The organism is Mycobacterium sp. 5-140-3-2 (assembly GCF_035666375.1).
GTDB classification, from domain to species: Bacteria; Actinomycetota; Actinomycetes; order Mycobacteriales; family Mycobacteriaceae; genus Mycobacterium; species Mycobacterium intracellulare.
In genome coordinates, this window is sequence record NZ_CP142025.1 from 2,261,220 (window position 1) to 2,286,763 (window position 25,544).

A 25,544-nucleotide genomic window follows, 5' to 3' on the forward strand; every position below is an offset into this window, starting at 1 on the left:
GGCTCACGCGTTCATCCTCCACTACGCTCCAGCGCAGGGATAGGCGATCTCGATACTTGGGATCCGTCGCATCGGAAGGGGCCGAGATGGCGTCGCGGGTTCCCGTGCTCATCGTCGGTGCCGGCGCGGCCGGGCTCGCCACCTCCGCGCTGCTGGCCAAGTATGGGGTCCGGTCGATGCTGATCGAGAAGCGTCGCGAAGTCTTCATCTATCCGAAAGCCCGCAACCTGAGCTTTCGCAGCCTGGAGATTCTGCGCGGTCTGGGGTTGAGCGATCAGGTGCACGCGGTCGCCGATGGGGTTTCCGGCATGGTGGTCAAGCCGACGCTGAACAGCGTGGACCAAGCGCCCGCCATCGACGTCGACGCCATCTTCGCGCCCTTCGTGGGACTCAGCCCGGAACCCCCCGCGCAGTATTGTCCGCAGAGCAAGCTGGAGCCGATGCTGCTGGCCGACACCCGCCGGCGAGGAAGCGAGGTCCGCTACGGAACGGAGCTGGTGTCGCTGGAACAGGACGACGCCGGCGTGACGGTAGTTGTGCGCGAGCGCGATTCGCGAAGTACCGAGACGGTGCGGGCCCAGTACGTCGTCGCCGCCGACGGTGTGCACAGCCCGATCCGCGAGGCGCTCGGCGTGACCACGTCGGGATACGGCGCGCTACCGATCTTCGTCGTTTTCGTCTACTTCAAGGCACCGTGGCGACGGTTCGTTCCGGCTTTGGGCGATGGGGACGGCGTGCAGGTCAAGAACCCCGACGTGGACGGGATCTTTCTGGTGGCGCAGGGCGACCTCGGCATGTTCATCACCACATACCTGCCGGGCGAGGGGGAAACGGCCGAGCAATTCACCGCTGAGCGCTGCGTCGAGCTGCTCACCAAGGCGATCGGCGAGCGAATCGACATCGACGTCATCGAAATTGCACCGTGGCAACCGTACGAGCGGGTTGCCGACCAATTCGCCTGTGGGCGAGTATTTTTCGTCGGCGACGCCGCCCACACCATGCCGCCGTTCAAGGCCGGGGGCGCCAACACCGCGATCCAGAGCGCGGACAACCTGGCCTGGAAGCTCGCAGCCGTGGTGAACGGCGTGGCCGATCCCGCGCTGCTGAGCACGTATCACGCCGAGCGGCACCCGGTCGGGCGGTTCAACGCGCGCCAGTCCTTGACCGGTCCGACGCTGGCGCTGATCAGGCTGGACGACGACCGACCCCAATTGCAGCCGGACGAGGAGGCGCCGATGTTCGCCTTGCTGGCGGGCTACCAATACCACTCGGCTGCAGTCATTTCCGGCGCGCCGGCCCCGGCGGGTCCGGGCACCGTCTCACTGGTGGACGAGCTGCGAGGGCAACCGGGCACCCGGGTCCCGCACGTGTGGGTGCGCGACGGGGTGTCGACGCTCGATCTGCTGGGCCCCGGGTTCACCGTGCTGGCAACAGACGAGCGATGGTGCGCGGCAGCGGCTTCGGTGTCGCTGGCCACGCATCGCATCGACAGCCACGAGTGGGCGACGATCACCGGGCTCGCGCCGGACGGGGCGCTGTTGGTCCGCCCGGACGGATTCGTCGGCTTGCGCGCGGAGACGCTGCCGGCCGATCCCGAGGGCGAACTGCGCCGGGCGCTCTCGACGATCCTGGGCCGGCCGCGGACGTAACGTGGCGGCGACTTCTGTCGCGATTTTTCGCCGTGGCGTTACGTCCGCGGTAAGTAGGTGCCTTACAGCGGGATGTTCTTGTGGCGGCCGCGGCGCGCGGGCGCCTGCGCCAGCGCCTCGGTGAGCTTGCTGCGGGTGTGCGACGGGTCGATCTTCTCGTCGACCACGCCGATCTCGATGGCGCTGTCCACGCCCCCGGCGATCCGCTCGTGCTCGGCGGCCAGCTCGTCGTGCAACGCCTCGCGCTCGTGCTCGGGCGCGGCGGCCAGCTTCTTCTTGTGCAGAATGCCCACGGCGGCCTTGGCGCCCATCACCGCGACCTCGGCGTCCGGCCAGGCGTACACCTTGGTCGCGTTGAGCGAGCGGGAGTTCATCGCAATGTAGGCCCCGCCGTAGGTCTTTCGGGTGACCAGCGTGACGCGCGGAACCGTGCACTCGCCGAACGCGTGCAGCAGCTTGGCGCCGCGGCGCACCACGCCGCCCCACTCCTGGTCGACACCGGGCAGATAACCCGGCACGTCGACGACCACCACCAGCGGAATGCCGAACGCGTCGCACAGACGCACGAAACGCGCTGCCTTCTCGGCGCTTTCGGAGTTCAGGCAGCCGCCGAGGCGCAGCGGGTTGTTGGCCAGCACGCCGACCGTGCGGCCCGACAGCCGGCCCAGCCCGATCACCATCGACGGCGCCCAGTTGGCCTGGAACTCGTCGAACGGCGTCTCGTCGTCGAGGATCGCGGTCACGATCGGGCGCACGTCGTAGGCCCGCCGCGCCGACTCTGGCAGCAGCGCGTGGATGTCGGTGTCACCGGCCTCGGCCTTGGTGCGGTCGAAATGGCCCTGCTGGCAGAACAATCCGACCAGCCGGCGGCCGCGCTCGTAGGCGTCGAGCTCGTCGTCGGCGACGATGTGGCACACCCCGGACTTCTTGTGGTGGGTCTCGGGGCCACCGAGCGAGGCCATGTCAACGTCCTCGCCGGTGACGCTGCGCACCACGTCCGGGCCCGTGACGAACACCCGGCTCTCAGGCGCCATCACGACGACGTCGGTCAGCGCCGGCCCGTAGGCGGCGCCGCCGGCCGCGAAGCCGACGACCACCGAGATCTGCGGGACGTAGCCCGAGGCGCGGATCATCGCCTCGAACACCAGGCCCACCGCGTGCAGCGCCTTCACACCTTCGGCCAGCCGGGCGCCACCGGAGTGCCAGATGCCCACGATCGGGCTCTGCTCCTCGATGGCGGTGTCGTAGGCGTCGACGATGTGCGTGCAGCCCTCGATGCCCATGGCGCCGCCCATCACGGTGCCGTCGGTGCAGAACGCGATGGTGCGCACACCGTTCACGGTCCCGGCGGCGGCAAGCACGCCGGAGCGGTCACGCTCGTGCAGGAGTTCGACGCTGTCGTCGTCGAAGAAATTGCTCAAGCGCAACAGCGGGTCGCGGGGGTCGAGCGACTCGCCGACCGCCTCGGGGGCCGTGATAGTCATCGCAGTCTCCTGATATTCCGGTGTTGCTCGGTCTAGTACCGCCCGAAGGCGATGGCCACGTTGTGTCCGCCGAAGCCGAACGAGTTATTGATTGCGTACTCGTAGTTGCCGGGGCGGGGTTTGCCGGCCACCACGTCCAGGTCGATCTCGGGGTCGAGGTTTTCCAGGTTCAGCGTGGGCGGCACGACCTGGTCGCGCAGCGCGAGCACGGTCAGGATCGATTCGACGGCGCCGACGGCGCCCACGGAGTGGCCCAGGGCGGCCTTGGGGGCGTAGACGGCGGCGTTGCCGCCGTGGGGGCCCAGGGCGTTGTTGATGGCCCTGCCCTCGGCGACGTCGCCGACCGAGGTGCCGGTGGCGTGGGCGTTGACGTGGTGGATGTCGCTGGGGGAGAGCCCGGCGAGCTGGATGGCGCGGGTCATGGCGTGCCCGGCGCGTTCGCCGTTGGGGTCGGGGGCCACCATGTGGTAGCCGTCGGAGGTGATGCTCGCCCCCATGATGCGGGCCAAGATGTTGGCCCCCCGGGCCTTGGCGTGCTCCTCGGTCTCGATCACCATCAGGGCGCCGGCCTCGCCGAACACGAAGCCGGTCCGGTCGCGGTCGAACGGGCGGCACGCGCCGACGGGGTCGTCGTTCTTGGTCGACATCACGATCCGCATCTGGGCGAACGCCGCAATCGGCACCGCTTCGATCTTCGTTTCGACCCCACCACAGATCGCGATGTCGGCTTCGCCGAAGACGATGTTGCGCCACGCCTGGGCGATGCCCTCGGAGCCCGACGCGCACGCCGATATGGGCGTGAGGACCCCGGCCTTGGCGTGCCGTTCCAGACCCACCGCCGCCGACGCGCCGTTGGGCATGTACTTCTGCACACCGAGGGGGGAGACCGCCTTCATGCCACGAGCGCGCATGTCGTCGTAGCTGAAGACCATCTCTTCCGACGAGCCCAAACCGGTACCGATCGACACCAGCAAGCGGTCGCTGTCGACCTCGGGCGAGCCGGCGTTCTCCCAGACCCGCCGGCCCAAGATCGTCGACATCCGTTGCAGGTAGCCCGACCGGCGCAGCTCGACGCGGGTCAGCTGGCTGTCGAATTCCTCTAACAGATGACCGCCGATGCGTACCGGCAGGTCAAACTCCTCGACGAACGGGTCCTCGAGTTTGCGGATACCACTTTGGCTGTCCAGCAACAGCTTCCAGGTGGTCTCGGCGTCAGTCGCCAGTGCGGTCGTCATGGCAACGCCAGTGACGACCACGTTCGGGAGGGTCTTCCCGGTAACCAGCTCTGTCATGGGTCTTGCGAACGTTCCTTTCCTGCTAAGTGGTGACCGCGAACCCGGCGGGGCCGGGACGCGGGTCGCCACCTTCCGTGGTGTCCGGCTCCTCCTCGGGCCGTTTGCGGCCCGCGTCGTCGCCGGACGCCAGCTCTAGTAACGCCCGAAGGCGAGTGCCACGTTGTGGCCACCGAAGCCGAACGAGTTGTTGATCGCGTAACGGAAATCGCCGTAGCGAGGTTCGCCCGCAACAACATCCAGGTCGATCTCGGGGTCGGGGGTTTCGTAATTGAGGGTGGGTGGAATGACGCCGTCGCGCAGGCTCAGCACCGTGAGCACCGACTCCAGCGCCCCGACCGCACCGATCGAGTGGCCCAGCGCCGACTTCGGCGCGTAGACCGCCGCCTGCTGGCAACCGGCGACGCGGATGGCGTTGGCCTCCGCGGTGTCACCGATCGGCGTGGCGGTCCCGTGCGCGTTGACGTGGTCAACGTCCTTGGGGGACAACCCCGCCAGCTCGAGCGACCGCGTCATCGCCCGACCCGCACGCACACCGTCGGCCGCCGGGGCCACCATGTGGAACGCGTCCGAGGTGATGCCGGCACCCATCAACCGGGCCAGCGGCTTGGCGCCGCGGGCCTTGGCGTGCTCCTCGGTCTCGATGAGCATCAGCGCACCGGCCTCGCCGAACACGAAGCCGTCGCGGTCCTTGTCGAACGGCCGCGATGCGCGCTCGGGCTCATCGTTGCGAGTCGACATGGCCCGCATCATCGAAAACGCCGCGATCGGCAGCGCCTCGATGGGGCCCTCGACGCCACCGCACACGGCGACGTCCGCGTCACCCATGACGATCTGACGCCAGGCGTGGGCGATCGCTTCGGAGCCCGACGAACACGCCGACACCGGGGTGATCACCCCGGCGCGGGCGCCGAGCTGCAGGCCCACCACGGCGGCGGCGCCGTTGGGCATGATCATCTGGACGGCCAGCGGCGACACCTTGCGGGGGCCGCCCTCGTTCATCAGGTCGTAGCTCTCCACGATCCTTTCGGCGCCACCGAGGCCGGTGCCGACCACGACCGAGAACCGGTCGGGATCGAGCTCCGGGTTGCCGGCGCTCTCCCACAGCTGGGTGCTGAGCAGCTTGGCCAGCCGTTGGACGTACGACATACGTCGCATGTCGAGCCTGCTCATCTGCTCGTCGATGGGCTCCTTGAGGTGTCCACCGATCCGGACGGGCAGGTCCCACTTGGTGATGTAGTCGTCTTCGAGGACGTGGATGCCGCTTTCGCCGGCCAACAAACCCTTCCACGTGCTCTCGACGTCCGGCGCGATCGACGTCGTCGCCGTGACGGCGGTTACCACAACGCTGGGGTAACCGCCGTTAGCAGTGGAAGGCTTACTCACTTGGTGTCCGCTTCCAGCCTTGCCTTGACGTTGGCGACCGCGTCGGGGTTCTCGGTCTCCAGCTTGGCGCGCAGCGCCTCGGCAGCCTCGGGGTTCTCTTCCTCGAGCTTCTGGATGTAGGAGACGACGTCACCGACGGTACGCAGACCGGCGAGGTCCTCGTCCGGGATCTTGACGCCGTACTTGTCCTCGGTCTGCACGGCGATCTCGACCATCGACAGCGAGTCGATGTCCAGGTCGTCGACGAAGGACTTCTCCGGGGTGACCTCGGAGGGCTCGATACCGGTGACCTCTTCGATGATCTCGGCGATACCGGCGATGATTTCTTCCTGGCTGACAGCCACAGCGTGCTTCCCTTCGTAATGTGTTGTGAGATAGTCGAACTGACGTGCTATGTGGTTGTACTGGATACGGCCGACTTAGAGCTCGGCCAAAGCGTCCAGGTCTGCGGGCGACTTGACGGCGCGAGCCGTAACTCCCCGAAGTTCTCGTTTGGCGATACCGGTGAGCGTGCCCGCGGGCGGGAACTCCACGGCCGCACCGACTTCCAGCTCGCGCAGCGTCGCGGTGCACAGGTCCCAGCGCACCGGCCGGGTCAGCTGGGCGACCAACGCCTCCATCGCCGCGGCGGCCGAGGCGACGGGCTTGCCGTCACGGTTCGACAGCAGCGTCGCGGTGGGCTCGGACGTCTGGACGGCGGCGGCCGCGGCGGCATAACCGTCGAGCGCCGACGCCATGTACTTGGTGTGGAACGCACCGGCCACCCCCAGCGCGCGCACGCGGGCCTTGGCCGGCGGGTCTTCGGCGAGCTTCTCCAGCGCGTCCAGCGAGCCGGCGGCGACGATCTGCCCGGCGGCGTTGCGGTTGGCGGGGAACAGGTCGAGCTGCTCGAGGCGGGCGAGGACCTCGGCCTCGTCACCGCCGAGCACCGCGGACATGCCGGTGGGCTCGACGGCGCACGCCTTGGCCATCTCGGCGCCCCGGGTGGCGGCCAGGGCGACGGCGTCGTCCGCGGCCATCACGCCGGCGATCGCGTAGGCGGCGATCTCACCGACGGAGTGACCGGCCACGACCAGGTCTTCACCGGCGAGCAGGCCGCGCTTGGTCAGTTCCTGGTGTGCGAGCAGCGTGGCCGCGACGACCAGTGGCTGGGTGACCGCGGTGTCGGTGATCTCGTCGGTCGATGCGGTGGTGCCCAGGCGCACGAGGTCGAGGCCGCTGGCCTTGGACCACAGCGCCAACTGGTCGGCGGCGCCGGCGAGCTCCAGCCACGGCGAGAGCATCCCCTCGGTCTGCGAACCCTGTCCGGGCGCAAGCAATGCAATCACGTGTTTAAGAGAACACTGTGGAAACGGTTTTGGCGGGTGTAACAGATTATGAACCTCGTCTTAGGTTTTTGTGTACACTCTACAAAACGGCTCCGTAAGCTACGGGTTTGATATCGTCCCGCGACCTGTCGCCTGGGTCACTATCACCCGATCTGGCCCACCGCAGCCCCTTTGACCGGCAGCGGAACGACGGGCATGGCGTTGTTGGCGGCGCTGGCGGGATGCGTCGGATAGTTGAGCTGGCCCACCGTCGCCGCCACTCGCAGGACATATGCGTCACGCGGCTGCATGGGATCGCGCCCGGTGAAGTCGGTGATCCGCTTGAGTCGGTAGCGCACCGTGTTTGGATGAACGAACAACTTTCTGGCACAGGCTTCAATCGCGCCGCCACAATCTAAGTAAGCGTCAAGAGTTTCGATGAGCGTCGGGCCGGCGTCGGCCAGCGGCCCCATCACGTCGGTGTGCAGCGCCACGATCGCCGACGCGTCGCCCATCAGGGCCCGTTCCGGCAGGAGCTCGCGCGCCAGCACGGGACGCGGCGCCCCGCGCCAGCCACCGACGGCGTTCATCCCGGATATCGCCTCGCTGGCGCTGTGGTAGGCCGCGGTCAGCATGGGCGCCGTCGGCCCGACGACCACGGGGCCGTCGGCGAACGCGGCCAGCAGCTCCCCGAGGAACTTGTCGGTCGGCGACAATTGCCCGGACACGATGGCGACCAGCCAGGTGCCGTGCACGTCGGTGAGGGCCGCGCGGCCGTGTTGCGCGGCGATGTCGCGGACGTGCTGGCTCGCGCGCTCACTGTCGCCGGGGCCGGTCGACCCGTCGCGCCCGGGCGCCGGGGTTCCGACCACCACCGTCGCGGGCTCGGTGGTGTCCCAGTTCAGGGCGGCCGCGCGGGACAGCAGTTCCGGGCCGGTGTCGCCGCGGACCACCGCGTCGACCACGCTGGCCTCCATCCGGCTGTCCCAGGTGCCGCGCGCCTCGGCCGCGTCGGCGTACGCCCCCGCCGCGGTGAACGCCAGGTCGCGGGTGTACTTCAGGATGCCCACGGTCAGCGCGGTCAGCTGCTCCTCGGAGCGGGCCAGCAGCGGGACGACCTCCTCGAAGATGTCCATGGTGACGCGGACCATGTCGACGCTGTGGCGCAACGCGATCCGGCGCTGCAGCTCCTGGGGCACCAGCTCGAAGGCCTGCGCGGTGTAGCTGACGTTGCTGTGTGGGTCTTGCATCCATTCGACGAAGTTCACGACCGCCGTCTGCACCACCAGCGCGACGCTGGCCCGCTGGGACGCCTCCAGCTCGGCGAAGAACGGCAACCGGTCCTGCATGGCGTTGACCGCCTCGGTGGCCAGCCGCCCGGAGTACTGCTTGAGCCGGCGCAGCACGGAGTCGGGCACCGAATCCAGCGTTTCCAGCGGCGACCGGGGGTGCTTGGCGAACGGGCCGGCGAAGGGATTGTCACTCACCCCTAAAACGTACGCGATTTTTCTGGAAGTTTCCGCCAAAGAGGCGCGTGGCGCCGTGCTCGAACGTGCGGCTGGCCGCACGTTCGGCACTCAATGTGCGGCTGGCCGCACGCTCGGCGAGTGGCGGCCGGTGGATGGCTGGAGCGCCCGGGGAGTCACGCGCCAGCCCTTATGCCAGCCTTATGCCAGCCCTTAGGCCACGCCGGGGTCCGACGTCTGCTCCGGCGCGGCCTGCACGTCGTCGATCCGGTACTGGCGGGCGGCGGCCACCGGCACCGAGGGGTCGATCTCGCCGTCGCGGGCCAGCGCCTCGAGCACGGCCACCACCTGCGACTCAGCGTCGGTGTTGAAGTACCGCCGCGCCGCGGGCCGGGTGTCGGAGAAGCCGAACCCGTCGGTCCCCAGGGTGACGTAGGTGCCGGGCACCCACGGCCGGATCTGCTCGGGAACGGCGCGCATCCAGTCCGAGACGGCGACCACCGGGCCGACGGCGTCCGACAGCGCCTGGGTGACGTACGGGACGCCCGCCTGCCGGTCCGGGTAGCGCAGCCTCGCCCTGTCCACCGCGACGCCGTCGCGGTTCAATTCGCCCCAGCTGGTCACCGACCACACGTCGGCGGCGACGTCCCATTCGGCGGCCAGCATCTTCGCGGCGTCCAGCGCCGCCGGCATCGCCACCCCCGACGCCAGGATCTGTGCCTTGTTCGCGCGCTGTTCGGTGGCGACGTGGTAGCGGTACAGGCCCCGCAACACGCCCTCGGGATCGAAGTTGTCCGGCTCGGGCGGCTGCACGTACGGCTCGTTGTAGACGGTGATGTAGAAGAACACGTTCTCGGGGTCCTGCCCGAACATCCGGGCCAGCCCGCTTTCCACGATGTAGGCGATCTCGTAGGCGAACGCCGGGTCGTAGGCGACCACCGCCGGGTTGGTGCTCGCCAGCAGCAGCGAATGCCCGTCGGCGTGCTGCAGGCCCTCGCCGGTGAGCGTGGTGCGTCCCGCGGTGGCCCCCAGCAAGAAGCCGCGCGTCATCTGGTCGGCGGCCGCCCACAGGCCGTCGCCGGTGCGCTGGAACCCGAACATCGAATAGAAGATGTAGATCGGGATCATCGGCTCGTTGTGCGTCGCATACGAGGTGCCGGCCGCGATGAACGACCCCACCGACCCGGCCTCGTTGATGCCCTCGTGCAGGATGTGGCCGACTTCGCTTTCCTTGTAGGCCAACATCAGATCGGCGTCCACGGCGGTGTACAGCTGGCCGTTGCGGTTGTAGATCTTCAGCGACGGGAACCACGAGTCCATGCCGAACGTGCGCGCCTCGTCGGGAATGATCGGCACGATGCGCGGGCCAACTTCCTTGTCCCGCAACACTTCCTTGAAGGTGCGCACCGTCGCCATGGTGGTGGCGACCTCCTGGGTGCCCGAGCCCTTCTTCAGCGCGGCGTAGATGTCGCGGCTGGGCAGCCGCAACGCCTTGGCCTTCGTCCGACGCTCGGGAAGGTAGCCCCCGAGGGTGCGCCGGCGGTCGATCATGTAACGGATCTCCGGGGCGTCGGAGCCGGGGTGGAAGTAGGGCGGCAGGTACGGATCCTCTTCCAGCTGAGCGTCGTTGATCGGTATCCGCATGGCGTCGCGAAAGTCCTTGAGGTCTTGCAGCGCAAGCTTTTTCATCTGGTGCGTGGCGTTGCGGCCCTGGAAGTGCGCGCCCAGCGAGTAGCCCTTGATGGTCTTCGCCAGGATCACCGTGGGCTGCCCCTTGTGGTCGACGGCGGCCCGGTAGGCGGCGTAGACCTTGCGGTAGTCGTGGCCGCCGCGCTTGAGATTCCAGATCTCGGAATCGCTCATGTTCGCGACGAGTGCCTTGGTGCGCGGGTCGCGCCCGAAGAAGTGGTCGCGCACGTAGGCGCCGTCGTTGGCCTTGTAGGTCTGGTAGTCCCCGTCGGGCGTGGTGTTCATCAGGTTCACCAGCGCGCCGTCGCGGTCGGCGTGCAGCAGGGCGTCCCACTCGCGGCCCCAGACCACCTTGATGACGTTCCAGCCGGCGCCGCGGAAGAACGACTCGAGTTCCTGAATGATCTTGCCGTTGCCGCGCACCGGGCCGTCGAGGCGCTGCAGGTTGCAGTTGATCACGAACGTCAGGTTGTCCAGGCCCTCGAGCGCGCCGACGTGCAGCAGGCCGCGGCTTTCCGGCTCGTCCATCTCGCCGTCGCCCAGGAAGCACCACACGTGCTGGTCGGAGGTGTCCTTGATGCCGCGGTCGTGCAGGTAGTGGTTGAACCGGGCCTGATAGATCGCGTTCATCGGGCCCAGACCCATCGACACCGTGGGGAATTCCCAGAAGTCGGGCATCAGCCGCGGGTGGGGGTAGGACGGCAGGCCGCCGCCGGGATGGCTGTGCTCCTGGCGGAAGCCGTCGAGTTGGTCGGTCGTCAGCCGGCCCTCCAGGAACGCCCGCGCGTAGATGCCGGGGGAGGCGTGGCCCTGGATGAACACCTGGTCCCCGCCGCCGGGATGCGACTTGCCCCGGAAGAAGTGGTTGAAGCCGACCTCGTAGAGCGCCGCGGACGACGCGTAGGTCGAAATGTGGCCGCCCACACCAACTCCCGGGCGCTGGGCGCGGTGCACCATGATCGCGGCGTTCCAGCGGATCCACGCCCGGTAGCGCCGTTCGACGTCCTCGTCGCCGGGAAACCACGGCTCCAATTCGGTGGGAATGGTGTTGACGTAGTCGGTGGACGTCAGCGACGGAATGGCGACGCGCTGCTCGCCCGCCCGCTCCAGCAGCCGCAACATCAGATAGCGCGCCCGCGACGGGCCGGAGCGCGCCAGCAGTTCATCGAAGGACTCCAACCACTCCGAGGTCTCTTCGGGATCGATGTCGGGGAGGTAGGAAGCCACCCCCTCGCGGATCACCCGGACGCGGTCGGGTTCGGTTGCGCTGTTGGGACTTGTGGCCAGATCGTGGCGCACGAATTCGGTTGTCAACCCACTACTCCTGTAATTGGCGGGATGTGTGACGTGAGGGCGGGTCGCGCCCTCTCCACCATCGTGCCGCACGGGTGTTTCAGGCGGGCAGCCGCCATCTGGTAGCCGTCAAAGGCTCACCCGGTGCGCGTCAACTCGGCGTGTATGGGGCGGGTGCACAAGCCACCCGGTAACGTCAGGCCTGTGCTCATCCGGTGGCGTGCCGTCCCCCCGAGGCAGGTGGGGGCTTTCCCCCGGCGTGGCGCGCTGGCCCTGGGCTGTGTCGCGGCCGCGCTGATGGGCATCGTGGGATGTACCTCCGTCACCAACGGAACGGCGACCCCGGACACCAAAGTCGCCCCCGCCTACCGCCAGTCGGTGTCCGCGTCGGTGTCGGCCTCGTCGGCGACGTCGAGCGTCCGGGAGTCCCAGCGCCAGCAGTCGCTGACCACCAAGGCGGTGCGCACCGCCTGCGCCTCGCTGATCACCACCAGCAAGAACGCGATCGACAAGACCAACGAATTCGTCCAGGCGTTCAATTCGGGCCGCGGCACCGGCCCCACCGAGGGCCCGGCGATCGACGCCCTCAACGACAGCGCCACCACGGTGGCCAACAGCTTCAATGACGCGATGTCGCAGCAGATCAAGGACGCGTTCAACGCGTACATCGACGCCGCGCACTCGGTGGCCAACGCCATTGGCACACACGCGGGGACGTCGGAATTCAACAAACGCGTCGATCAGCTCAACGACACGAAAAAGAAGGCGATCAAACTCTGCTTGGCAACGTAATGAGGCGGAAGTGTGAACGGGATCCGCGCTGTGCGACGATAATCCCGAAGCGCACATCGCGAGGGAATTGAAGGAGGCTCCACGGTGGTCGCGGCGGATCACGCCCCGAGCTACGCTCGCAAACTGGGCATCCAACCCGACCATGTTGTCCAGGAGTGGGGCTGGGACGAAGACACCGACGATGAGATCCGCGCGGCGGTCGAGGAAGCCTGCGGCAGCGAGCTGCTCGACGAGGACACCGACGAGGTAGTCGACGTCGTGCTGCTCTGGTGGCGCGACGGCGACGGCGACCTGGTGGACACGCTGATGGACGCGATCGGCCCGCTCGCCGAGGACGGCGTGATCTGGGTGCTGACCCCCAAGACCGGAAAACCGGGACACGTGCTGCCGGCCGAGATCGCCGAGGCGGCCCCCACCGCCGGTCTGATGCCGACCTCGTCGGTCAACCTGGGGGATTGGGCCGCCAGCCGTCTGGTGCAGCCCAAGTCCCGGGCCGGGAAGCGTTGATGCTGTCGGTCGGCACCGCCGCCCCGGACTTCACTCTGCGCGACCAGAATCAACAACGCGTCACGTTGAGCTCCTACCGCGGCGCCAAGAACGTTCTGCTGGTGTTCTTCCCGCTGGCGTTCACCGGGATCTGCCAGGGCGAGCTGGACCAGCTGCGGGATCATCTGCCCGACTTCGAGAACGACGACAACGCGGTGCTGGCCATCTCGGTGGGCCCGCCGCCCACGCACCGGGTCTGGGCGTTGGACAGCGGCTTCACCTTCCCGGTGCTGTCGGATTTCTGGCCGCACGGCGCGGTCAGCCAGAGCTACGGCGTGTTCAACGAGGACGCCGGCTACTCCAACCGCGGGACGTTCGTCGTTGACCGGGCCGGGCTCATTCGATTCGCCGAGATGAAACAGCCCGGGGAGTCGCGCGATCAACGGTTGTGGACCGACGCCCTGGCGGCCTTGAGGGCCTGATTTTGGGGACTTGGCCGGCGGGCGGGTAGCCTGCCCGCAGCAACGGGCGCGTAGCTCAGTGGTAGAGCTCTGGTTTTACACACCAGCGGTCGGCGGTTCGATACCGTCCGCGCCCACTCCTTTTGGCGGTTCGCGGCCGTAACGTGCGGCGACTTTGGGCGCCGATGTTACGTGCGCGGCCCTATCCGGAGGGCCGGTACTCGGGCCCCGAAATCCAGGCCCGGGCGCCGGCGAGCACCGCGGCGTGCACCGCCCGGGCGATCCGGGCGCCGAACACCGAGCGCGGCCCGCCATAGGTCTCCTCGGCCCCGTCCGTCGGGCAGTGCACGACGACCGCGTCCGACGCGGTTCCGGTGGCGCGCACCCCGACCTCGTGCAACGCCTGCGCCTTGGCCTCCGTGGCGGTGGCCACGGCGTTGACCAGCGCCGCCCCGGACAGCCGCACCGGCACCGCGACCACGATGTTGATGGTCCCCACCCGGTACCCGTCGCCATCGGTGAGCGGCCGGTACTCGACGATCTCGTAGTCGGTGAACGCGGTCGTGCGCAGGCCGGCCGGCACCTCCCGGCGGAAGTGCCGGTCGGGCGCAGCCGCCCAGGCGGGGCTGGACAGCCCGACCGTCGCGGTGGCGTGCACACCGCCGTCGGCGGCGAGGTGGTAACGGGTCACGTCGACCGCGGTGAGCAGCCCGCAGCCGGTGCCGGCGAGACCCAGCGCGGCGCCGATCTCGGTCAGGTGGCGGTCCGGGTCGGTCCGGTGGTAATCCAGGGGGACCGTCGCGTTGACCAACCAGTCGCGGGCGCCGACGCCGCCGCCGAGCGGGCCCGACGCGATGCACAGCCGGGGCTCGCGGAATTGCCAGACGAGCAACGGGATCGACCGACTGTGCTCCACTCGCGTGGTCAACCTGGGATCCATGGTCACATCCTCGCGTGCCGACCCACCCCGCGCGTCGCCGGTGTCACCGACGGCGGCACTATGAAGCGCGTGAAACCGTTCCGCATCGACGTTTCCGACGAGGTTCTCGACGATCTGCGCGCGCGGCTGGCCCGAACCCGTTGGCCCGAGGCCGAATGCGTCGACGACTGGAGCCAGGGCATGCCGCTGGCCTACACCCGCGAGCTGGCCGACTATTGGGCCAACGACTACGACTGGCGGGCGCGGGAGGCCGCGCTCAATCGCTTCGACCACTTCATCACCGAGATCGACGGGCTCGACATCCATTTCATCCACCAGCGCTCGCCGCACGAGGGCGCCTTCCCGTTGGTGATCACCCACGGCTGGCCGGGCTCGATCGTGGAGTTTCACAAGGTGATCGAGCCGCTGACCAACCCCGCGTCGGGTCGCGCCGAGGACGCCTTCCACGTCGTGTGCCCGTCGCTGCCGGGCTACGGGTTCTCCGGCAAGCCCAACGGCGCGGGCTGGGGCGTGGAAAAGATCGCCGAGGCGTGGGAAACGCTGATGGTGCGCCTGGGCTACGAGCGCTACGGCGCCCAGGGCGGCGACTGGGGCGCCGCGGTCACCACCCAGATCGGCCGCAACCGGGGCCACTGCGCGGCCATCCACCTCAACATGCCGGTCGGCAGGCCCACCAAGGAAGCGCTGTCGAATCCCACCGAGGAGGAGCGGCAAGCCATGGCCGGGTTGGCCAATCACCGCAAATGGGGCACCGGCTACTCCAAGCAACAGTCCACCCGGCCGCAAACGCTGGGCTACGGGTTGGCCGATTCGCCGGTGGGCCAGCTGGCGTGGATCGTCGAAAAGTTCTGGGACTGGGCGGATTGCGACGGGCATCCCGAGAACGCGGTCAGCCGCGACGAGCTGCTCGACAACGTGATGGTCTACTGGGTGACCAACACCGCCGCGTCCTCGGCCCGCCTGTACTGGGAGAGCTTCGCGGTGTGGGGTAGGGGAGACCGCGTCGAATTGCCCACGGGCGTCGCGGCTTTCCCCGGCGAACTGCTCAAGGCGCCGCGCAGCTGGTGCGAGCCGGTCTACAACATCACCCACTGGACCGACATGCCGCGCGGCGGGCACTTCGCGGCGTTCGAGGAACCGGAGCTGTTCGTCGAGGATCTGCGCGCGTTTTTCGCGACGGTGCGCTGAACGAATCAGCCCGGCGGGGCGAAGAACTCGAGCGCGATGCCGTCGGGGTCGCGGAAACTGAGGCCCGAGCCGTAGGGGGCGTCCACGATGCCGCCGTGCTCGATGCCCAGTTCGCCCAGCCGGGTGACCCAGTTCTCCAGCTCGGCGCGGCCGGCGCAGCCGAAGCCGACGTGGTCCAGGCCCACGCGGTGTTCGCTGAATCGTTCGTCGGTAGCCGGGCGGTCGTGCTGGTGAATTCCGAAGACGGTGCCGCCGTCGAGCATCCACACCTGGTGCCGGAAGCCGGCGTCGGTGTGTTCGTCGAGCATCGGGTCGGTGCCGAGCAGGTTGCGATACCACTGGCCGCTGACTTCGATGTCGCGCACGGTGACCGCGACGTGGTTGAGCGCTGGGAAAGCCATGGTGTCGACTCTAACCCTCGACGGGCCGGCGGCGCAGACGTGCCCGAGATCGCCTGCCCCACAGGCAAAGTGATGCGACCCGGGTCGCGCGCCGGGCGCCTCGTGGGGACGGTCACCTCCGGTGTGAGACGCTGCCGGGGTGTTTGCGACGCCCCGCACGGCCGGCGTGCTGGTCGGTTACCTGGCCGATCGCGCGCTGGGCGACCCGCGACGCGGCCACCCCGTCGCCGCGTTCGGCACGGCCGCCGCCGCGCTGGAGAGCCTGACCTACCGCGAGAGCAGGGCCGCCGGCGCCGTCCATGTCGGCCTGCTGATCGGGTCGTTGGGACTGCTGGGAGCGGCGGCGCAACGGGCCGCCGGGCGCGGCGGCCGGCCGTGCTCGATCGCGGTGACCGCCGCGGCCACCTGGGTCTGCCTGGGCGGAACGTCGTTGGCGCGCACCGGGCTGGCCATGGCGGAGCTGCTGGAGCGCGGCGACGTCGAGGGCGCGCGCGGGCTGCTGCCGTCGCTGTGCGGGCGCGACCCCGCGTCGCTGGACGGCGCGGGCCTGACCCGGGCGTCACTGGAATCGGTCGCCGAGAACACCTCCGACGCCCAGGTGGCGCCGCTGCTCTACGCGGCGGCCGGCGGGGTGCCCGCGGTGCTGGCCTACCGCGGCGTCAACACCCTGGACGCCATGGTCGGCTACCGGTCGCCGCGCTACCTCCGATTCGGTTGGGCCGCAGCGAGATTGGACGACGTCGCCAACTACATTCCCGCGCGGGTGACGGCGTCGCTGGCGGTGCTGTCGGCGCCCCTGGTCGGCGGCTCAGCGTCGGGGGCGGCGCGGGCGTGGCGGCGCGACGCCGGCCGCCATCCCAGCCCCAACGCCGGCGCCGTCGAGGCGGCGTTCGCCGGGGCGCTGGGTGTGCGCCTGGGCGGGCCCACCCAATACCGTCACGAGCTGCAGATCCGGCCGACGCTCGGTGACGGCCGGGAACCCACCGTGGCCGACCTGCGGCGCGCGGTCGCGCTGTCGTCGCTGGTGCAAGCGGGCGCCGCGCTGCTGGCCGGGCTGCTGTCGGGTTATCGGCGTCGGCCGTAACGGTCGGCGAGTTTGTCCTCCACCGTCTGCGGTGCCTCGGGGGCGGGCGCCGACGCGGCGGAGGGTGACTGCTTTTCCTGGCGGCGCGCCCGGATCTCGGAATAGGCGAAGTAGCCCAACCCGATCGGGGCGAGGATGCCGAACGCGATCCACTGGATGCCATAGGACAGGAACGGGCCGGCGTCCAGCTGCGGCACGCCGACCAACCCGAGGCCGCCGGGCTGACCGTCGACCAATTGCAGATAGGACCCGGCCAGCGGGACCTTGGTCAGCACGGCGATCTGCCCGGTGTCGATCGAATACACCTGCTGCACACCGTCTCCCACGAACGGATCCTTGCCCGCCACGGGGGGCTCCGAGTTGCGCAGCCGCGCCGTGACGGTCACCGTGTCGGCGGGCGGGCGGGGGATCGGCGGAACGCGAGATCCCTCCAACGGACGCACGTAACCGCGGTCGACCAGCACGGTGGGGCCGCCGTCGACGACGAAGGGCGCCAGCACCTCGAAGGCCGGTTTGGAGTCGATCACCCGCAGCCGGGCCAGCACCTGGACGTCGGGCAGGTAATGCCCGGTCGCGGTGACCTGACGCCACTGATGGCCGGGGGCGGCCGAGTTCTGCTGCGGCAGCAGGGTTTTCACCGGGACGGGCGCGGTGTTCAGGGAGTGCTCGATTTGGTGGTTCTCCCGCGAGGTCCTGTTGTGCTTGCCCAGCTGCCACGGCGCGAGCACCGTGAAGCACAGATAGGCGAACGCGATGACCACCAGTGCCAGCACGATCCAGCCCGGGCGCAGCACGAACGCCAACCTGCGCATCACCCCGACCCGTTCTGCGCGAGGCGTTCATCGACCCAGTCGTGCAGGCCGGGCAGCGCGGCCTCGATGACGGTGTAGACGCGTTCGAAGTCGCTGGTGTCACCGTAGTAGGGGTCGTCGACGTCGGGGGTGTGCGCGCCGGTGCGCGGATCGAAAGACCGCAGCATCTTGACGCGGTCCTCGTCGGCGCCCAGGTGCCGCAGCATCCGGGCGTGGTTGCGGTCCAGGGCCACCACCAGATCGGCCGCCAGGTGCTCGGCGTCGACCTGCGCGGCGCGGTGCTCGGTCGGGTAGCCGTGGGCGCGCAGCACGCCGGCGGCCCGCTCGTCGGCGCACTCGCCGACGTGCCAGTTGCCGGTGCCGGCGCTGCTCACCCGCACCGCGTCGCCCAGACCCCGGCGGCGCAATTGGTCGGCGAACATCTTCTCGGCCATCACCGACCGGCAGATGTTGCCGGTGCACACGAACGTGATGTGCAGCGGCTCGCGCTCAGACACCCAGGGCCCTCCGTAGCTCGTCGACGGTCGCGGCGTGCGTCACCCCGCTGAACGTGTCGGCGCGGCCGTACCCCCAGCCGACCACCACCGTGTCGATGCCGTGCGCGGCGGCGCCGTGCACGTCGTGGCTGCGGTCGCCGACCATCAGCACCCGCTCGGGCAGCGGCTCCAGCTGCGAAAGCGCATGGGCGAGCACCTCGACCTTGGCTTTGCGGGAGCCGTCGGGGCTCGCCCCGGCGATGACCTCGAAATGGTGGTCGAGCCCGAAATGGGCGAGGATGCGCCGCGCGGTGGGTTCCAGCTTGGAGGTGGCCACGGCCAGCCGGACGCCGGCGGCGCGCAGATCGACCAGCAGCGCCTCGATGCCGTCGAAGAGCGCGTTCATCGCCCACCCCCGGGCGCCGTACTCCGCGCGGAAGGCCGCGATCGCCTCCTCGGCGGCGTCGCCGAGCTCCATGGACCGGAAGGTGTCGTCCATCGGCGGGCCCACGATCTGGGCGACGAGGTCGCCCGGGGGCACCGGGGCGCCGATGTGATCGAGCGCATGCAGGAAGCTGGCCACGATGCCCTCCGCGGAGTCGGTCAGCGTGCCGTCGAGATCGAAGATCACCAGCTGCGCCCCTGGGGCTTGGCGATCGGTGGACGTTGCGCCTGTCACCTCACCATTGTCCTCGATGGGCGCGGACGGGTACGACGGTGTTGCCGGTGTTCGTCCGGCCGGCCCGCGCGGCGCACTAGTGTTTCACGGATGGCGAGTCTGAACCTGAGCCCGCCTGCGGCGCGCTATCACGGCGATCAGGCCGTCGCGCCCGGGATGCTGGACTTCGCCGTCAACGTCCGTCACGGCCAACCGCCCGACTGGCTGCTGGGGCGGCTGGCCGCGCGGCTGCCCGACCTGGCGCGCTACCCGGGCGTCGACGACGTCCGCGCGGCGCAGGACGCGGCCGCCCAGCGGCACGGCCGGGCCCGCGACGAGGTGCTGCCGTTGGCCGGGGCGGCCGAGGCCTTCGCGCTGCTGGGCAACCTGCGCCCGGCGCGGGCGGCGATCATCGCGCCGGCATTCACCGAGCCGGAGGCGGCGCTGAGTGCCGCCGGAGTGCCGGTGCACCACGTGGTGCTGCGGCCGCCGTTCGACCTCGCGGGCGCGGTGGCCCCCGAGGACGCCGACCTTGTCGTGGTGGGCAATCCCACCAATCCCACCTCGGTGCTGCACCGCCGCGAGGAGCTGCTCGCGTTGCGCCGGCCCGGCCGGATCCTGGTAGTCGACGAGGCCTTCGCAGACTCGATTCCCGGGGAGCCCGAATCGCTGGCCGGTGACGCGCTGCCCGACGTGCTGGTGCTGCGCAGCTTGACCAAGACGTGGGCGCTGGCCGGGCTGCGGGTGGGCTACGCGCTGGGGTCGCCGCAGGTGTTGGCGCGGTTGACCGCCACGCGGGCGCACTGGCCGGTGGGCACGCTGCAGCTGGCGGCCATCGCGGCGTGTTGCGCCCCGCAGGCGGTTGCCGACGCGGCAGCCGGGGCGGCGCGACTGGGGCGGCTGCGCGCCGAGATGGTGGCCGGGCTGGCGTCGGTGGGCGCCGACGTGGTCGACGGCCGGGCGCCGTTCGTGCTGTTCCGCATGCCGGAGGCCGTTGCATTGCGAAAACGACTGCATGACAGGGGAATTGCCATCCGTCGCTGTGATACGTTCGTCGGCTTGGACGAGCAGTACCTGCGGGCCGCGGTGCGCCGGGAGTGGCCGCTGCTGGTGCAGGCGATTTCGGAGGTGCGCCGGTGAGCGTGAAGCTGGCCGACGTCATCGCGGTGCTCGATGAGGCGTACCCGCCTCGGCTTGCCGAGGCATGGGATTCGGTGGGCCTGGTATGCGGTGACCCCGACGACAAGCTGGAGTCGGTGACCGTCGCGGTCGACGCGACGCCCGCGGTCGTCGACGAGGTTCCCGACGCCGGCCTGCTGCTGGTCCATCACCCGCTGCTGTTGCGGGGGGTGGACACCGTGGCGGCCAGCACGCCCAAGGGCGCGCTCGTGCACCGGATGATCCGGACCGGGCGTTCGCTGTTCACCGCGCACACCAACGCCGACTCGGCCAACCCGGGTGTGTCCGACGCGCTGGCGGCCGCCCTCGGGCTCGATGTCGAGGCCGCGCTGGAGCCGGCGACGGGTGCGCCCGGCCTCGACAAGTGGGTCATCTACGTGCCCAACGAGAACGCGGAAGCGGTGCAGGCGGCGGTGTTTGACGCCGGGGCCGGCCACATCGGCGACTACTCGCATTGCAGCTGGACCGTCACCGGGATCGGGCAGTTCCTGCCGCACGAGGGGGCCTCGCCCGCGGTGGGCAGCGTCGGCAACGTCGAGCGGGTCCCCGAGGACCGGTTCGAGGTCGTCGCGCCCGCGCGGGTCCGGGCCGCGGTGCTGGCGGCCCTGCGCGCCGCCCACCCCTACGAGGAGCCCGCGTTCGACATCTTCGCGATGGTCCCCCCACCCGGCGACGCCGGGCTGGGCCGCGTCGGCACGCTGGCCCGACCGGAACCGTTGCGCGACTTCGTCTCCCGCGTGCACGCCGCGTTGCCGCGGACGTCCTGGGGGGTGCGGGCCGCGGGTGACCCCGACATGCCGGTTTCGCGGGTCGCCGTCTGCGGCGGCGCCGGAGATTCGCTGCTGGCCGCCGCGGCCGGCGCGGGGGTGCAGGCCTACGTCACGGCCGATCTGCGGCACCACCCCGCCGACGAGCACCGCCGCGCCTCGGACGTTGCCCTGATCGATGTGGCACATTGGGCAAGTGAATTCCCGTGGTGCGAACAGGCCGCCGACCTGCTGCGGTCGCGTTTCGGTGCGGAGCTTGCGGTGCGAGTGAGCGCGATTCGCACCGACCCTTGGAATGTCGAGCGCGGTGACAACGAGTCCGGGGGAGAAGGGTCATGAAAGCCGAAGTGGCACAGCAACGTTCGCTGCTCGAGTTGTCGAAACTGGATGCCGAGCTGTCCCGCCTCACGCACCGGGCGGCCCATCTGCCGGAGCAGGAGGCCTGCCGGCGCATGCAGGAGGAATACGACGCCGCCGGCGACCGCATCGGTGCGGTGCGGATCGCCCTGGAAGACATCGACGCCCACGTCAAGCGGCTCGAATCGGAGATCGACGCGGTGCGCCAGCGCGAAGACCGTGACCGGGCGCTGCTGCAGTCGGGAGCGACCGACGCCAAACAACTGGCGGACCTGCAGCACGAGCTGGAGACCCTGCAGCGTCGCCAGACCAGCCTGGAGGATTCCCTGCTCGAGGTGATGGAACGTCGCGAGGAGCTGCAGTCCCAGCTGGACACCGAGCAGAAGGCCCTCGACACCCTGGAGGCCGAAATGGCCGGTGCGCGGCAGGCGCTCGACGCCGCGCTCGCCGAGCTCACCGAAGCCCGCGAGCTGCATTCGTCACAACGCGACTCGCTGAGCGCCGCGCTGGACCCGGCCCTGTCCGCGCTCTACGAACGGCAGCGCGCCGGGGGAGGGCCGGGCGCCGCGCAGCTGCTGGGAAAGCGGTGCGGGGCCTGCCGGCTCGAGATCGACCGCGGGGAGCTGGCCCGCATCTCGGCCGCCGCCGAAGACGACGTGGTGCGATGCCCGGAATGCGGCGCGATCCTGCTGCGGGTCAAGGGATTCGATCAGTGAAGGTCGTCATCGAAGCCGACGGCGGATCACGCGGCAACCCCGGACCGGCCGGCTACGGCGCGGTGGTGTGGACCGAGGACCGCGCGACCGTCCTCGCCGAGAACAAGCAGGCCATCGGCCGGGCCACCAACAACGTCGCCGAATACCGCGGCCTGATAGCCGGTTTGGACGACGCCCTCAAGCTCGGCGCCAGCGAGGCCGCGGTGTATCTGGATTCCAAGCTGCTGGTGGAACAGATGTCCGGGCGGTGGAAGGTCAAGCACCCCGACCTGATCGAGCTGCATGCCCAGGCCCGAGCGCTGGCGGCGCGGTTCGACAGGATCAGCTACTCGTGGATTCCGCGGGAGCGCAATTCGCACGCCGATCGGTTGGCCAACGAGGCGATGGACGCCGCGGCCCGGGCCAACGGTGCGGCGGAGACGCCCGAGCCGGCCGAAAAGCCCGAGCCCCCCGGCGCCGAGACGGCGAAAACCGTTGCGGCACCGTCGCCGACGGCGCCGGGCTGGACCGGCGCGCGCGGCACCCCCACCCGGCTGCTGCTGCTGCGACACGGGCAGACGGAGCTGTCGGTGCAGCGCCGCTATTCGGGGCGCGGCAACCCGGCGCTCACCGAGGTGGGGCGGCGGCAGGCCGACGCGGCGGCGCGGTATCTGGCTCAGCGCGGCGGGATTTCGGCGGTCTTCTCCTCCCCACTGCAGCGGGCCTACGACACCGCGGCGGCGGCGGCCAAGGCCCTGGGCCTCGATGTGACCGTCGACGACGACCTGATCGAGACCGATTTCGGGGCCTGGGAGGGGCTGACGTTCGCCGAGGCCGCCGAGCGCGACCCGGAACTGCACCGTCGTTGGCTGCGCGACACCAGCACCGCCCCGCCGGGCGGCGAGAGCTTCGACGCGGTGCACGACCGGGTGTCACGGATCCGTGACCGCGTCCTCGCCACCCAGCAAGGCACGACGGTGCTGGTGGTGTCTCACGTGACGCCGATCAAGATGCTGCTGCGGGAGGCGCTGGACGCCGGGCCGGGCATCTTGTACCGGCTGCACCTCGATCTGGCGTCGCTGAGCATCGCCGAATTCTATTCCGACGGAGCCTCTTCGGTGCGCTTGGTGAACCAGACGGCGTACCTAGCCGGCTGAGGGCGACGCGCCGCCGTAATCGCCGAAGGACCACAGGTTGCCTTCGGGATCGCGGACGGTGAATTCGCGTGCGCCGTAGTCGGTTTCGGCCAGCGGCCGCACCACCTCGGCCTTGTGCCGCAGCACCCGTTCGTAGAGCGCGTCGGGATCGGCGGTGACGACGTAGCCGCCGGCGGTGCCCGGTTCGCGGCACCACTGCGCGTCGGGCTTGTGGCTGCCCAGCATGATCCCTCCGCAGCCGTACGGCCAGTTCAGTTGCGCGTGATCGACGGTCTCGCCCTGGCCGTAGCGCGCCGTGAGGACGAAGCCGAATGTCTCGACGTAGTAATCGATCAGCGTGGGGGCGTCATGGGCCTGCAATGTCAACCAGACGGTCGGATTCGAAGCGGTCATGGTCCCACTGTGCGTCGAACGAGTGGCCGCCGTCTTGAATGTTTCGGAACTCGTCGGCCAGCCACCGTCGCGGCGGCACTCCGACGAACCGGACGAATTCGCGGGTCAGGTGCGCCTGGTCGCTGTACCCCGTGGCGGCCGCGACCCCCGCGAGGTCGACGCGTCCGTGCCGGCGCGCCGACGCGGCGATGCGCGCCGTCGCGTGCTGGAAGCGCATCAGCATCGCCACCGTCTTGGGCGAGCGGCCGACCTCCTGGCCGAACAGCGTCGTCAGGTGCCGGGTGGTCACGCCGACCGTCTCCGCCACCGCGGCCACCGGTATCCGGCCCCGGCTGCGCTCCAGCAGGTGCCAGGCATGCGCGACCTCGGGACGCACGGTCGCGCTCTCGCGGCGCCGCCGCGCCTCGATGAGGTAGCGGGCCACCAGGGCGAACACGTCCGGCCAGCCGTGCGCCTCGGTCACGCGATCGTGCAATTCGCGGCCGCCGCGATCCAGCACGGCGGTCGCGTCGTACTCGGCGACGGGAAGCTCGGCGCTCGGCACGCCGAACAGCGCGCGCGATGCGAGCGGATGCACCGCCAGCTGCACGCCGGCCTGGCCCCGGCGCTGACGCACGTGGCTGGCCTGCACGTGCAGCCCGCTCAGCAGCAGCGGGTTGGGGCGCGCGACGGCCAGCGCGTCGGCGCTGTCGCCGGCTTCCACCCCGTCGTCGAGGCTGACGATGAACGTCAACATCGCGGATGGCATGCCGCGGTGCACGGTCTCGGGAACGTCGAGCGTGCGGTATCCGACCATGGACGTCACGCCCGGCGCACTGTGCGGCGGCGCCAAGTGGTATTCCGAGCCCCGGTCCATCGCTCCACGCTAACGCCGCACCGGTCAGCTGTGCAGGTGCAGCCGCTCGCCGTGCGGGCCGAAGATCACGATCGCCTCCACCGGCCCGTCCACCACGCCGAACCAGTGCGGCGTCCACGTCGAGAATTCGACGGCCTGGCCCGGGTCGATGGTGAAGTCGCGGTCGCCGAGGATGAGGCGCATCCGGCCGGAGAGCACGTACATCCAGTCCTGGCCCTCATGCACGGGCAGCTCGGCGGGCGGATTGCGCCGCCGGGCGCTGACCCGAACCTTGAACGCGTGCAGGCCACCGGCGGGGCCCTGACGGGTCAGCGGCCAGTAGGTGACGCCGTGGTGGGTGTGCGCGGCGCCGCGCACCCGCGGGTCCGGCGCCGACGAGGTCTGCAGCAGCTCGTCGGTGCTCACCGACAGGGCCCGGGCCAGCCGCGGCAGATGATCCAGCGCCAGGCGCCGTTTGCCGGACTCCAGGCGGCTCAGCGTCGAGACGTCGATGCCCGCCCGCTCGCCGACCTCCTGCAGCGTCATGCCGCGCTGCGCGCGCAGCTCCCGCAGTCTGCGCCGCACCACCAGGTCGATATCGGGGGTTTTTGCCTGCATGGCAATTCAGCTTGGCAAGTCGGGGCGGAATCGGCAAGCTCGCGGTATGGACAGTTCGTGCAAACCCGATGATGCCCAGCAATTCTGGGAAGACCGCTACCGTTCGACCGAGCGGGTGTGGAGCGGCCGGGTCAACCCCCGGCTCGCCGAGGTGGTCGCCGACCTGCCGCCGGGCCGCGCCCTGGACCTGGGCTGCGGGGAGGGAGCCGACGCCCTGTGGCTGGCCGACCGCGGCTGGCAGGTGGTGGCCGTCGACGTCTCTGACACCGCGCTGCAACGCGCCCGCGCGGCCGCATCGGCGCGGAATATGGCCTCCCGCATCGACTTTCAGCGGCACAACCTCAACGAGACGTTCCCGCAAGGGATGTTCGACCTGATCTCCGCCCAGTACTTTCATTCGCCGGCCCGCCTGGACCGCGAAGACGTGCTGCGGCACGCCGCCGAACGGGTGAATCCCGGTGGCGTGCTGCTGATCGTGGACCACGGGGCGGTGCCGCCGTGGGCGCAGCACCACGATCACTCCTTCCTCGGCATCGAGGAGGTGATCGCCTCGTTGCGGCTGGACACCGCCGCCTGGACGCGGCTGCGGGCCGAGGCCGTCGAACGCGAAATGACCGTCAACGGGGAAACGGCCAGGGTGCCCGACCACGTGATCGCCTTGCGGCGAGACCGATAACCC

At 69.9% G+C, this 25,544-nt stretch carries 26 protein-coding genes and 1 tRNA gene; 12 read left to right on the top strand and 15 right to left on the bottom strand.

Annotated features, from left to right (window positions below; translation table 11 throughout):
- The first annotated feature begins 86 nt into the window (after positions 1 to 86).
- A complete protein-coding gene (locus P6281_RS10770) occupies positions 87 to 1,649 on the top strand; it encodes an FAD-dependent monooxygenase (RefSeq protein WP_014941773.1) in 1,563 nt (520 codons plus the stop codon).
- Between the two features lie 62 nt (positions 1,650 to 1,711).
- Here P6281_RS10770 and P6281_RS10775 read toward each other — a convergent pair whose 3' ends face one another.
- The 7 genes from P6281_RS10775 to aceE all read right to left on the bottom strand — a co-directional run bounded on the left by P6281_RS10775 (position 1,712) and on the right by aceE (position 11,587).
- Positions 1,712 to 3,133, bottom strand: a complete 1,422-nt coding sequence (locus tag P6281_RS10775; protein ID WP_008255905.1) for an acyl-CoA carboxylase subunit beta — start codon at positions 3,131 to 3,133, stop codon at positions 1,712 to 1,714.
- 32 nt (positions 3,134 to 3,165) lie between these two features.
- Entirely contained in the window at positions 3,166 to 4,425 is a 1,260-nt protein-coding gene (gene kasB / locus P6281_RS10780; protein WP_008255906.1) for a 3-oxoacyl-ACP synthase KasB, read from the bottom strand.
- A gap of 135 nt (positions 4,426 to 4,560) precedes the next feature.
- Positions 4,561 to 5,811 carry a 3-oxoacyl-ACP synthase KasA gene (kasA, locus tag P6281_RS10785; protein ID WP_008255907.1) on the bottom strand — a complete coding sequence of 417 codons (1,251 nt, stop codon included), beginning with the start codon at positions 5,809 to 5,811 and terminating at the stop codon, positions 4,561 to 4,563.
- A complete protein-coding gene (gene acpM, locus P6281_RS10790; protein ID WP_008255908.1) occupies positions 5,808 to 6,155 on the bottom strand; it encodes a meromycolate extension acyl carrier protein AcpM in 348 nt (115 codons plus the stop codon). Before acpM ends, kasA begins: the two co-directional genes overlap by 4 nt.
- 75 nt (positions 6,156 to 6,230) lie before the next feature.
- Positions 6,231 to 7,139, bottom strand: a complete 909-nt coding sequence (locus tag P6281_RS10795; RefSeq protein WP_008255909.1) for an ACP S-malonyltransferase — start codon at positions 7,137 to 7,139, stop codon at positions 6,231 to 6,233.
- Positions 7,140 to 7,282: 143 nt separating this feature from the next.
- Complete coding sequence (locus P6281_RS10800) at positions 7,283 to 8,605, bottom strand: PucR family transcriptional regulator (RefSeq protein WP_008255910.1); 1,323 nt, start codon at positions 8,603 to 8,605, stop codon at positions 7,283 to 7,285.
- A 192-nt stretch (positions 8,606 to 8,797) separates the two neighbouring features.
- On the bottom strand, positions 8,798 to 11,587 hold the full coding sequence (gene aceE / locus P6281_RS10805) for a pyruvate dehydrogenase (acetyl-transferring), homodimeric type (protein WP_008255911.1): 2,790 nt from the start codon (positions 11,585 to 11,587) through the stop codon (positions 8,798 to 8,800).
- A 183-nt stretch (positions 11,588 to 11,770) separates the two neighbouring features.
- On the opposite strand from aceE, the gene P6281_RS10810 reads away from it, so the two are divergent.
- The 4 genes from P6281_RS10810 (at position 11,771) to P6281_RS10825 (ending at position 13,442) form a co-directional block, all read left to right on the top strand.
- On the top strand, positions 11,771 to 12,358 hold the full coding sequence (locus tag P6281_RS10810) for a hypothetical protein (protein WP_036390648.1): 588 nt from the start codon (positions 11,771 to 11,773) through the stop codon (positions 12,356 to 12,358).
- Between the two features lie 84 nt (positions 12,359 to 12,442).
- Positions 12,443 to 12,865 (top strand): DUF3052 domain-containing protein, encoded by a 423-nt coding sequence (locus tag P6281_RS10815; RefSeq protein ID WP_008255913.1) that lies wholly within the window; start codon positions 12,443 to 12,445, stop codon positions 12,863 to 12,865.
- The gene (locus P6281_RS10820) at positions 12,865 to 13,326 is read left to right on the top strand and encodes a peroxiredoxin (RefSeq protein WP_324738877.1); all 462 of its coding nucleotides are present in this window, start codon (positions 12,865 to 12,867) and stop codon (positions 13,324 to 13,326) included. Before P6281_RS10815 ends, P6281_RS10820 begins: the two co-directional genes overlap by 1 nt.
- A gap of 44 nt (positions 13,327 to 13,370) precedes the next feature.
- A tRNA-Val gene (locus P6281_RS10825) sits at positions 13,371 to 13,442 on the top strand.
- A 65-nt stretch (positions 13,443 to 13,507) separates the two neighbouring features.
- Here the strand turns inward: P6281_RS10825 and P6281_RS10830 are convergent.
- Positions 13,508 to 14,221: an adenosylcobinamide amidohydrolase gene (locus P6281_RS10830; RefSeq protein ID WP_008255917.1), complete on the bottom strand. Its 714-nt coding sequence runs from the start codon at positions 14,219 to 14,221 to the stop codon at positions 13,508 to 13,510.
- Between the two features lie 84 nt (positions 14,222 to 14,305).
- On the opposite strand from P6281_RS10830, the gene P6281_RS10835 reads away from it, so the two are divergent.
- Entirely contained in the window at positions 14,306 to 15,433 is a 1,128-nt protein-coding gene (locus P6281_RS10835; RefSeq protein WP_008255919.1) for an epoxide hydrolase family protein, read from the top strand.
- Between the two features lie 5 nt (positions 15,434 to 15,438).
- Here P6281_RS10835 and P6281_RS10840 read toward each other — a convergent pair whose 3' ends face one another.
- Positions 15,439 to 15,834, bottom strand: a complete 396-nt coding sequence (locus tag P6281_RS10840) for a VOC family protein (RefSeq protein ID WP_008255921.1) — start codon at positions 15,832 to 15,834, stop codon at positions 15,439 to 15,441.
- A gap of 139 nt (positions 15,835 to 15,973) precedes the next feature.
- Here P6281_RS10840 and P6281_RS10845 point away from each other — a divergent pair, with 139 nt between their 5' ends.
- A complete protein-coding gene (locus P6281_RS10845) occupies positions 15,974 to 16,918 on the top strand; it encodes a cobalamin biosynthesis protein (protein ID WP_008255923.1) in 945 nt (314 codons plus the stop codon).
- On the opposite strand, the gene P6281_RS10850 is transcribed toward P6281_RS10845, so the two are convergent.
- Genes P6281_RS10850 through P6281_RS10860 form a run of 3 tightly spaced genes read right to left on the bottom strand, consistent with a single transcriptional unit; the run spans position 16,900 to position 18,885 of the window.
- On the bottom strand, positions 16,900 to 17,730 hold the full coding sequence (locus P6281_RS10850; protein WP_008255925.1) for an SURF1 family cytochrome oxidase biogenesis protein: 831 nt from the start codon (positions 17,728 to 17,730) through the stop codon (positions 16,900 to 16,902). The two genes, P6281_RS10845 and P6281_RS10850, sit on opposite strands and share 19 nt — an antisense overlap.
- Entirely contained in the window at positions 17,730 to 18,227 is a 498-nt protein-coding gene (locus tag P6281_RS10855) for a low molecular weight protein-tyrosine-phosphatase (RefSeq protein ID WP_008255927.1), read from the bottom strand. Before P6281_RS10855 ends, P6281_RS10850 begins: the two co-directional genes overlap by 1 nt.
- Positions 18,220 to 18,885 (bottom strand): HAD-IA family hydrolase, encoded by a 666-nt coding sequence (locus P6281_RS10860; RefSeq protein ID WP_026071565.1) that lies wholly within the window; start codon positions 18,883 to 18,885, stop codon positions 18,220 to 18,222. The genes P6281_RS10855 and P6281_RS10860 overlap by 8 nt, the downstream gene beginning before the upstream one ends.
- 90 nt (positions 18,886 to 18,975) lie before the next feature.
- Here P6281_RS10860 and cobC point away from each other — a divergent pair, with 90 nt between their 5' ends.
- Genes cobC through P6281_RS10880 form a run of 4 tightly spaced genes read left to right on the top strand, consistent with a single transcriptional unit; the run spans position 18,976 to position 23,019 of the window.
- Positions 18,976 to 20,004, top strand: coding sequence for an Rv2231c family pyridoxal phosphate-dependent protein CobC (gene cobC / locus P6281_RS10865; RefSeq protein ID WP_008255931.1), 1,029 nt, complete (start codon positions 18,976 to 18,978; stop codon positions 20,002 to 20,004).
- Entirely contained in the window at positions 20,001 to 21,149 is a 1,149-nt protein-coding gene (locus P6281_RS10870; protein ID WP_008255933.1) for a Nif3-like dinuclear metal center hexameric protein, read from the top strand. The genes cobC and P6281_RS10870 overlap by 4 nt, the downstream gene beginning before the upstream one ends.
- Complete coding sequence (locus P6281_RS10875) at positions 21,146 to 21,883, top strand: zinc ribbon domain-containing protein (protein WP_008255935.1); 738 nt, start codon at positions 21,146 to 21,148, stop codon at positions 21,881 to 21,883. The genes P6281_RS10870 and P6281_RS10875 overlap by 4 nt, the downstream gene beginning before the upstream one ends.
- Complete coding sequence (locus tag P6281_RS10880) at positions 21,880 to 23,019, top strand: bifunctional RNase H/acid phosphatase (protein WP_008255937.1); 1,140 nt, start codon at positions 21,880 to 21,882, stop codon at positions 23,017 to 23,019. Before P6281_RS10875 ends, P6281_RS10880 begins: the two co-directional genes overlap by 4 nt.
- Here the strand turns inward: P6281_RS10880 and P6281_RS10885 are convergent.
- From P6281_RS10885 to P6281_RS10895, 3 genes are all read right to left on the bottom strand, one after another.
- On the bottom strand, positions 23,008 to 23,412 hold the full coding sequence (locus P6281_RS10885) for a VOC family protein (RefSeq protein ID WP_014379932.1): 405 nt from the start codon (positions 23,410 to 23,412) through the stop codon (positions 23,008 to 23,010). The two genes, P6281_RS10880 and P6281_RS10885, sit on opposite strands and share 12 nt — an antisense overlap.
- Positions 23,366 to 24,208 carry a helix-turn-helix domain-containing protein gene (locus P6281_RS10890; protein ID WP_324738944.1) on the bottom strand — a complete coding sequence of 281 codons (843 nt, stop codon included), beginning with the start codon at positions 24,206 to 24,208 and terminating at the stop codon, positions 23,366 to 23,368. Before P6281_RS10890 ends, P6281_RS10885 begins: the two co-directional genes overlap by 47 nt.
- Positions 24,209 to 24,292: 84 nt before the next feature.
- Entirely contained in the window at positions 24,293 to 24,865 is a 573-nt protein-coding gene (locus P6281_RS10895) for a helix-turn-helix domain-containing protein (protein WP_014379934.1), read from the bottom strand.
- A 46-nt stretch (positions 24,866 to 24,911) separates the two neighbouring features.
- Here P6281_RS10895 and P6281_RS10900 point away from each other — a divergent pair, with 46 nt between their 5' ends.
- Entirely contained in the window at positions 24,912 to 25,541 is a 630-nt protein-coding gene (locus tag P6281_RS10900; RefSeq protein ID WP_008255946.1) for a class I SAM-dependent methyltransferase, read from the top strand.
- Positions 25,542 to 25,544: the final 3 nt, after the last annotated feature.

What these genes read in the sequence shown, in the direction of transcription:
- P6281_RS10885 (WP_014379932.1), bottom strand. Translation starts at nt 23,412, where the DNA reads ATGACCGCTTCGAATCCGACCGTCTGGTTGACATTGCAGGCCCATGAC.
- P6281_RS10835 (WP_008255919.1), top strand. Translation starts at nt 14,306, where the DNA reads ATGAAGCGCGTGAAACCGTTCCGCATCGACGTTTCCGACGAGGTTCTC.
- cobC (WP_008255931.1), top strand. Translation starts at nt 18,976, where the DNA reads ATGGCGAGTCTGAACCTGAGCCCGCCTGCGGCGCGCTATCACGGCGAT.
- P6281_RS10875 (WP_008255935.1), top strand. Translation starts at nt 21,146, where the DNA reads ATGAAAGCCGAAGTGGCACAGCAACGTTCGCTGCTCGAGTTGTCGAAA.
- P6281_RS10840 (WP_008255921.1), bottom strand. Translation starts at nt 15,834, where the DNA reads ATGGCTTTCCCAGCGCTCAACCACGTCGCGGTCACCGTGCGCGACATC.
- P6281_RS10895 (WP_014379934.1), bottom strand. Translation starts at nt 24,865, where the DNA reads ATGCAGGCAAAAACCCCCGATATCGACCTGGTGGTGCGGCGCAGACTG.
- kasB (WP_008255906.1), bottom strand. Translation starts at nt 4,425, where the DNA reads ATGACAGAGCTGGTTACCGGGAAGACCCTCCCGAACGTGGTCGTCACT.
- P6281_RS10770 (WP_014941773.1), top strand. Translation starts at nt 87, where the DNA reads ATGGCGTCGCGGGTTCCCGTGCTCATCGTCGGTGCCGGCGCGGCCGGG.
- P6281_RS10775 (WP_008255905.1), bottom strand. Translation starts at nt 3,133, where the DNA reads ATGACTATCACGGCCCCCGAGGCGGTCGGCGAGTCGCTCGACCCCCGC.
- P6281_RS10900 (WP_008255946.1), top strand. Translation starts at nt 24,912, where the DNA reads ATGGACAGTTCGTGCAAACCCGATGATGCCCAGCAATTCTGGGAAGAC.
- P6281_RS10850 (WP_008255925.1), bottom strand. Translation starts at nt 17,730, where the DNA reads ATGCGCAGGTTGGCGTTCGTGCTGCGCCCGGGCTGGATCGTGCTGGCA.
- P6281_RS10890 (WP_324738944.1), bottom strand. Translation starts at nt 24,208, where the DNA reads ATGGTCGGATACCGCACGCTCGACGTTCCCGAGACCGTGCACCGCGGC.
- P6281_RS10820 (WP_324738877.1), top strand. Translation starts at nt 12,865, where the DNA reads ATGCTGTCGGTCGGCACCGCCGCCCCGGACTTCACTCTGCGCGACCAG.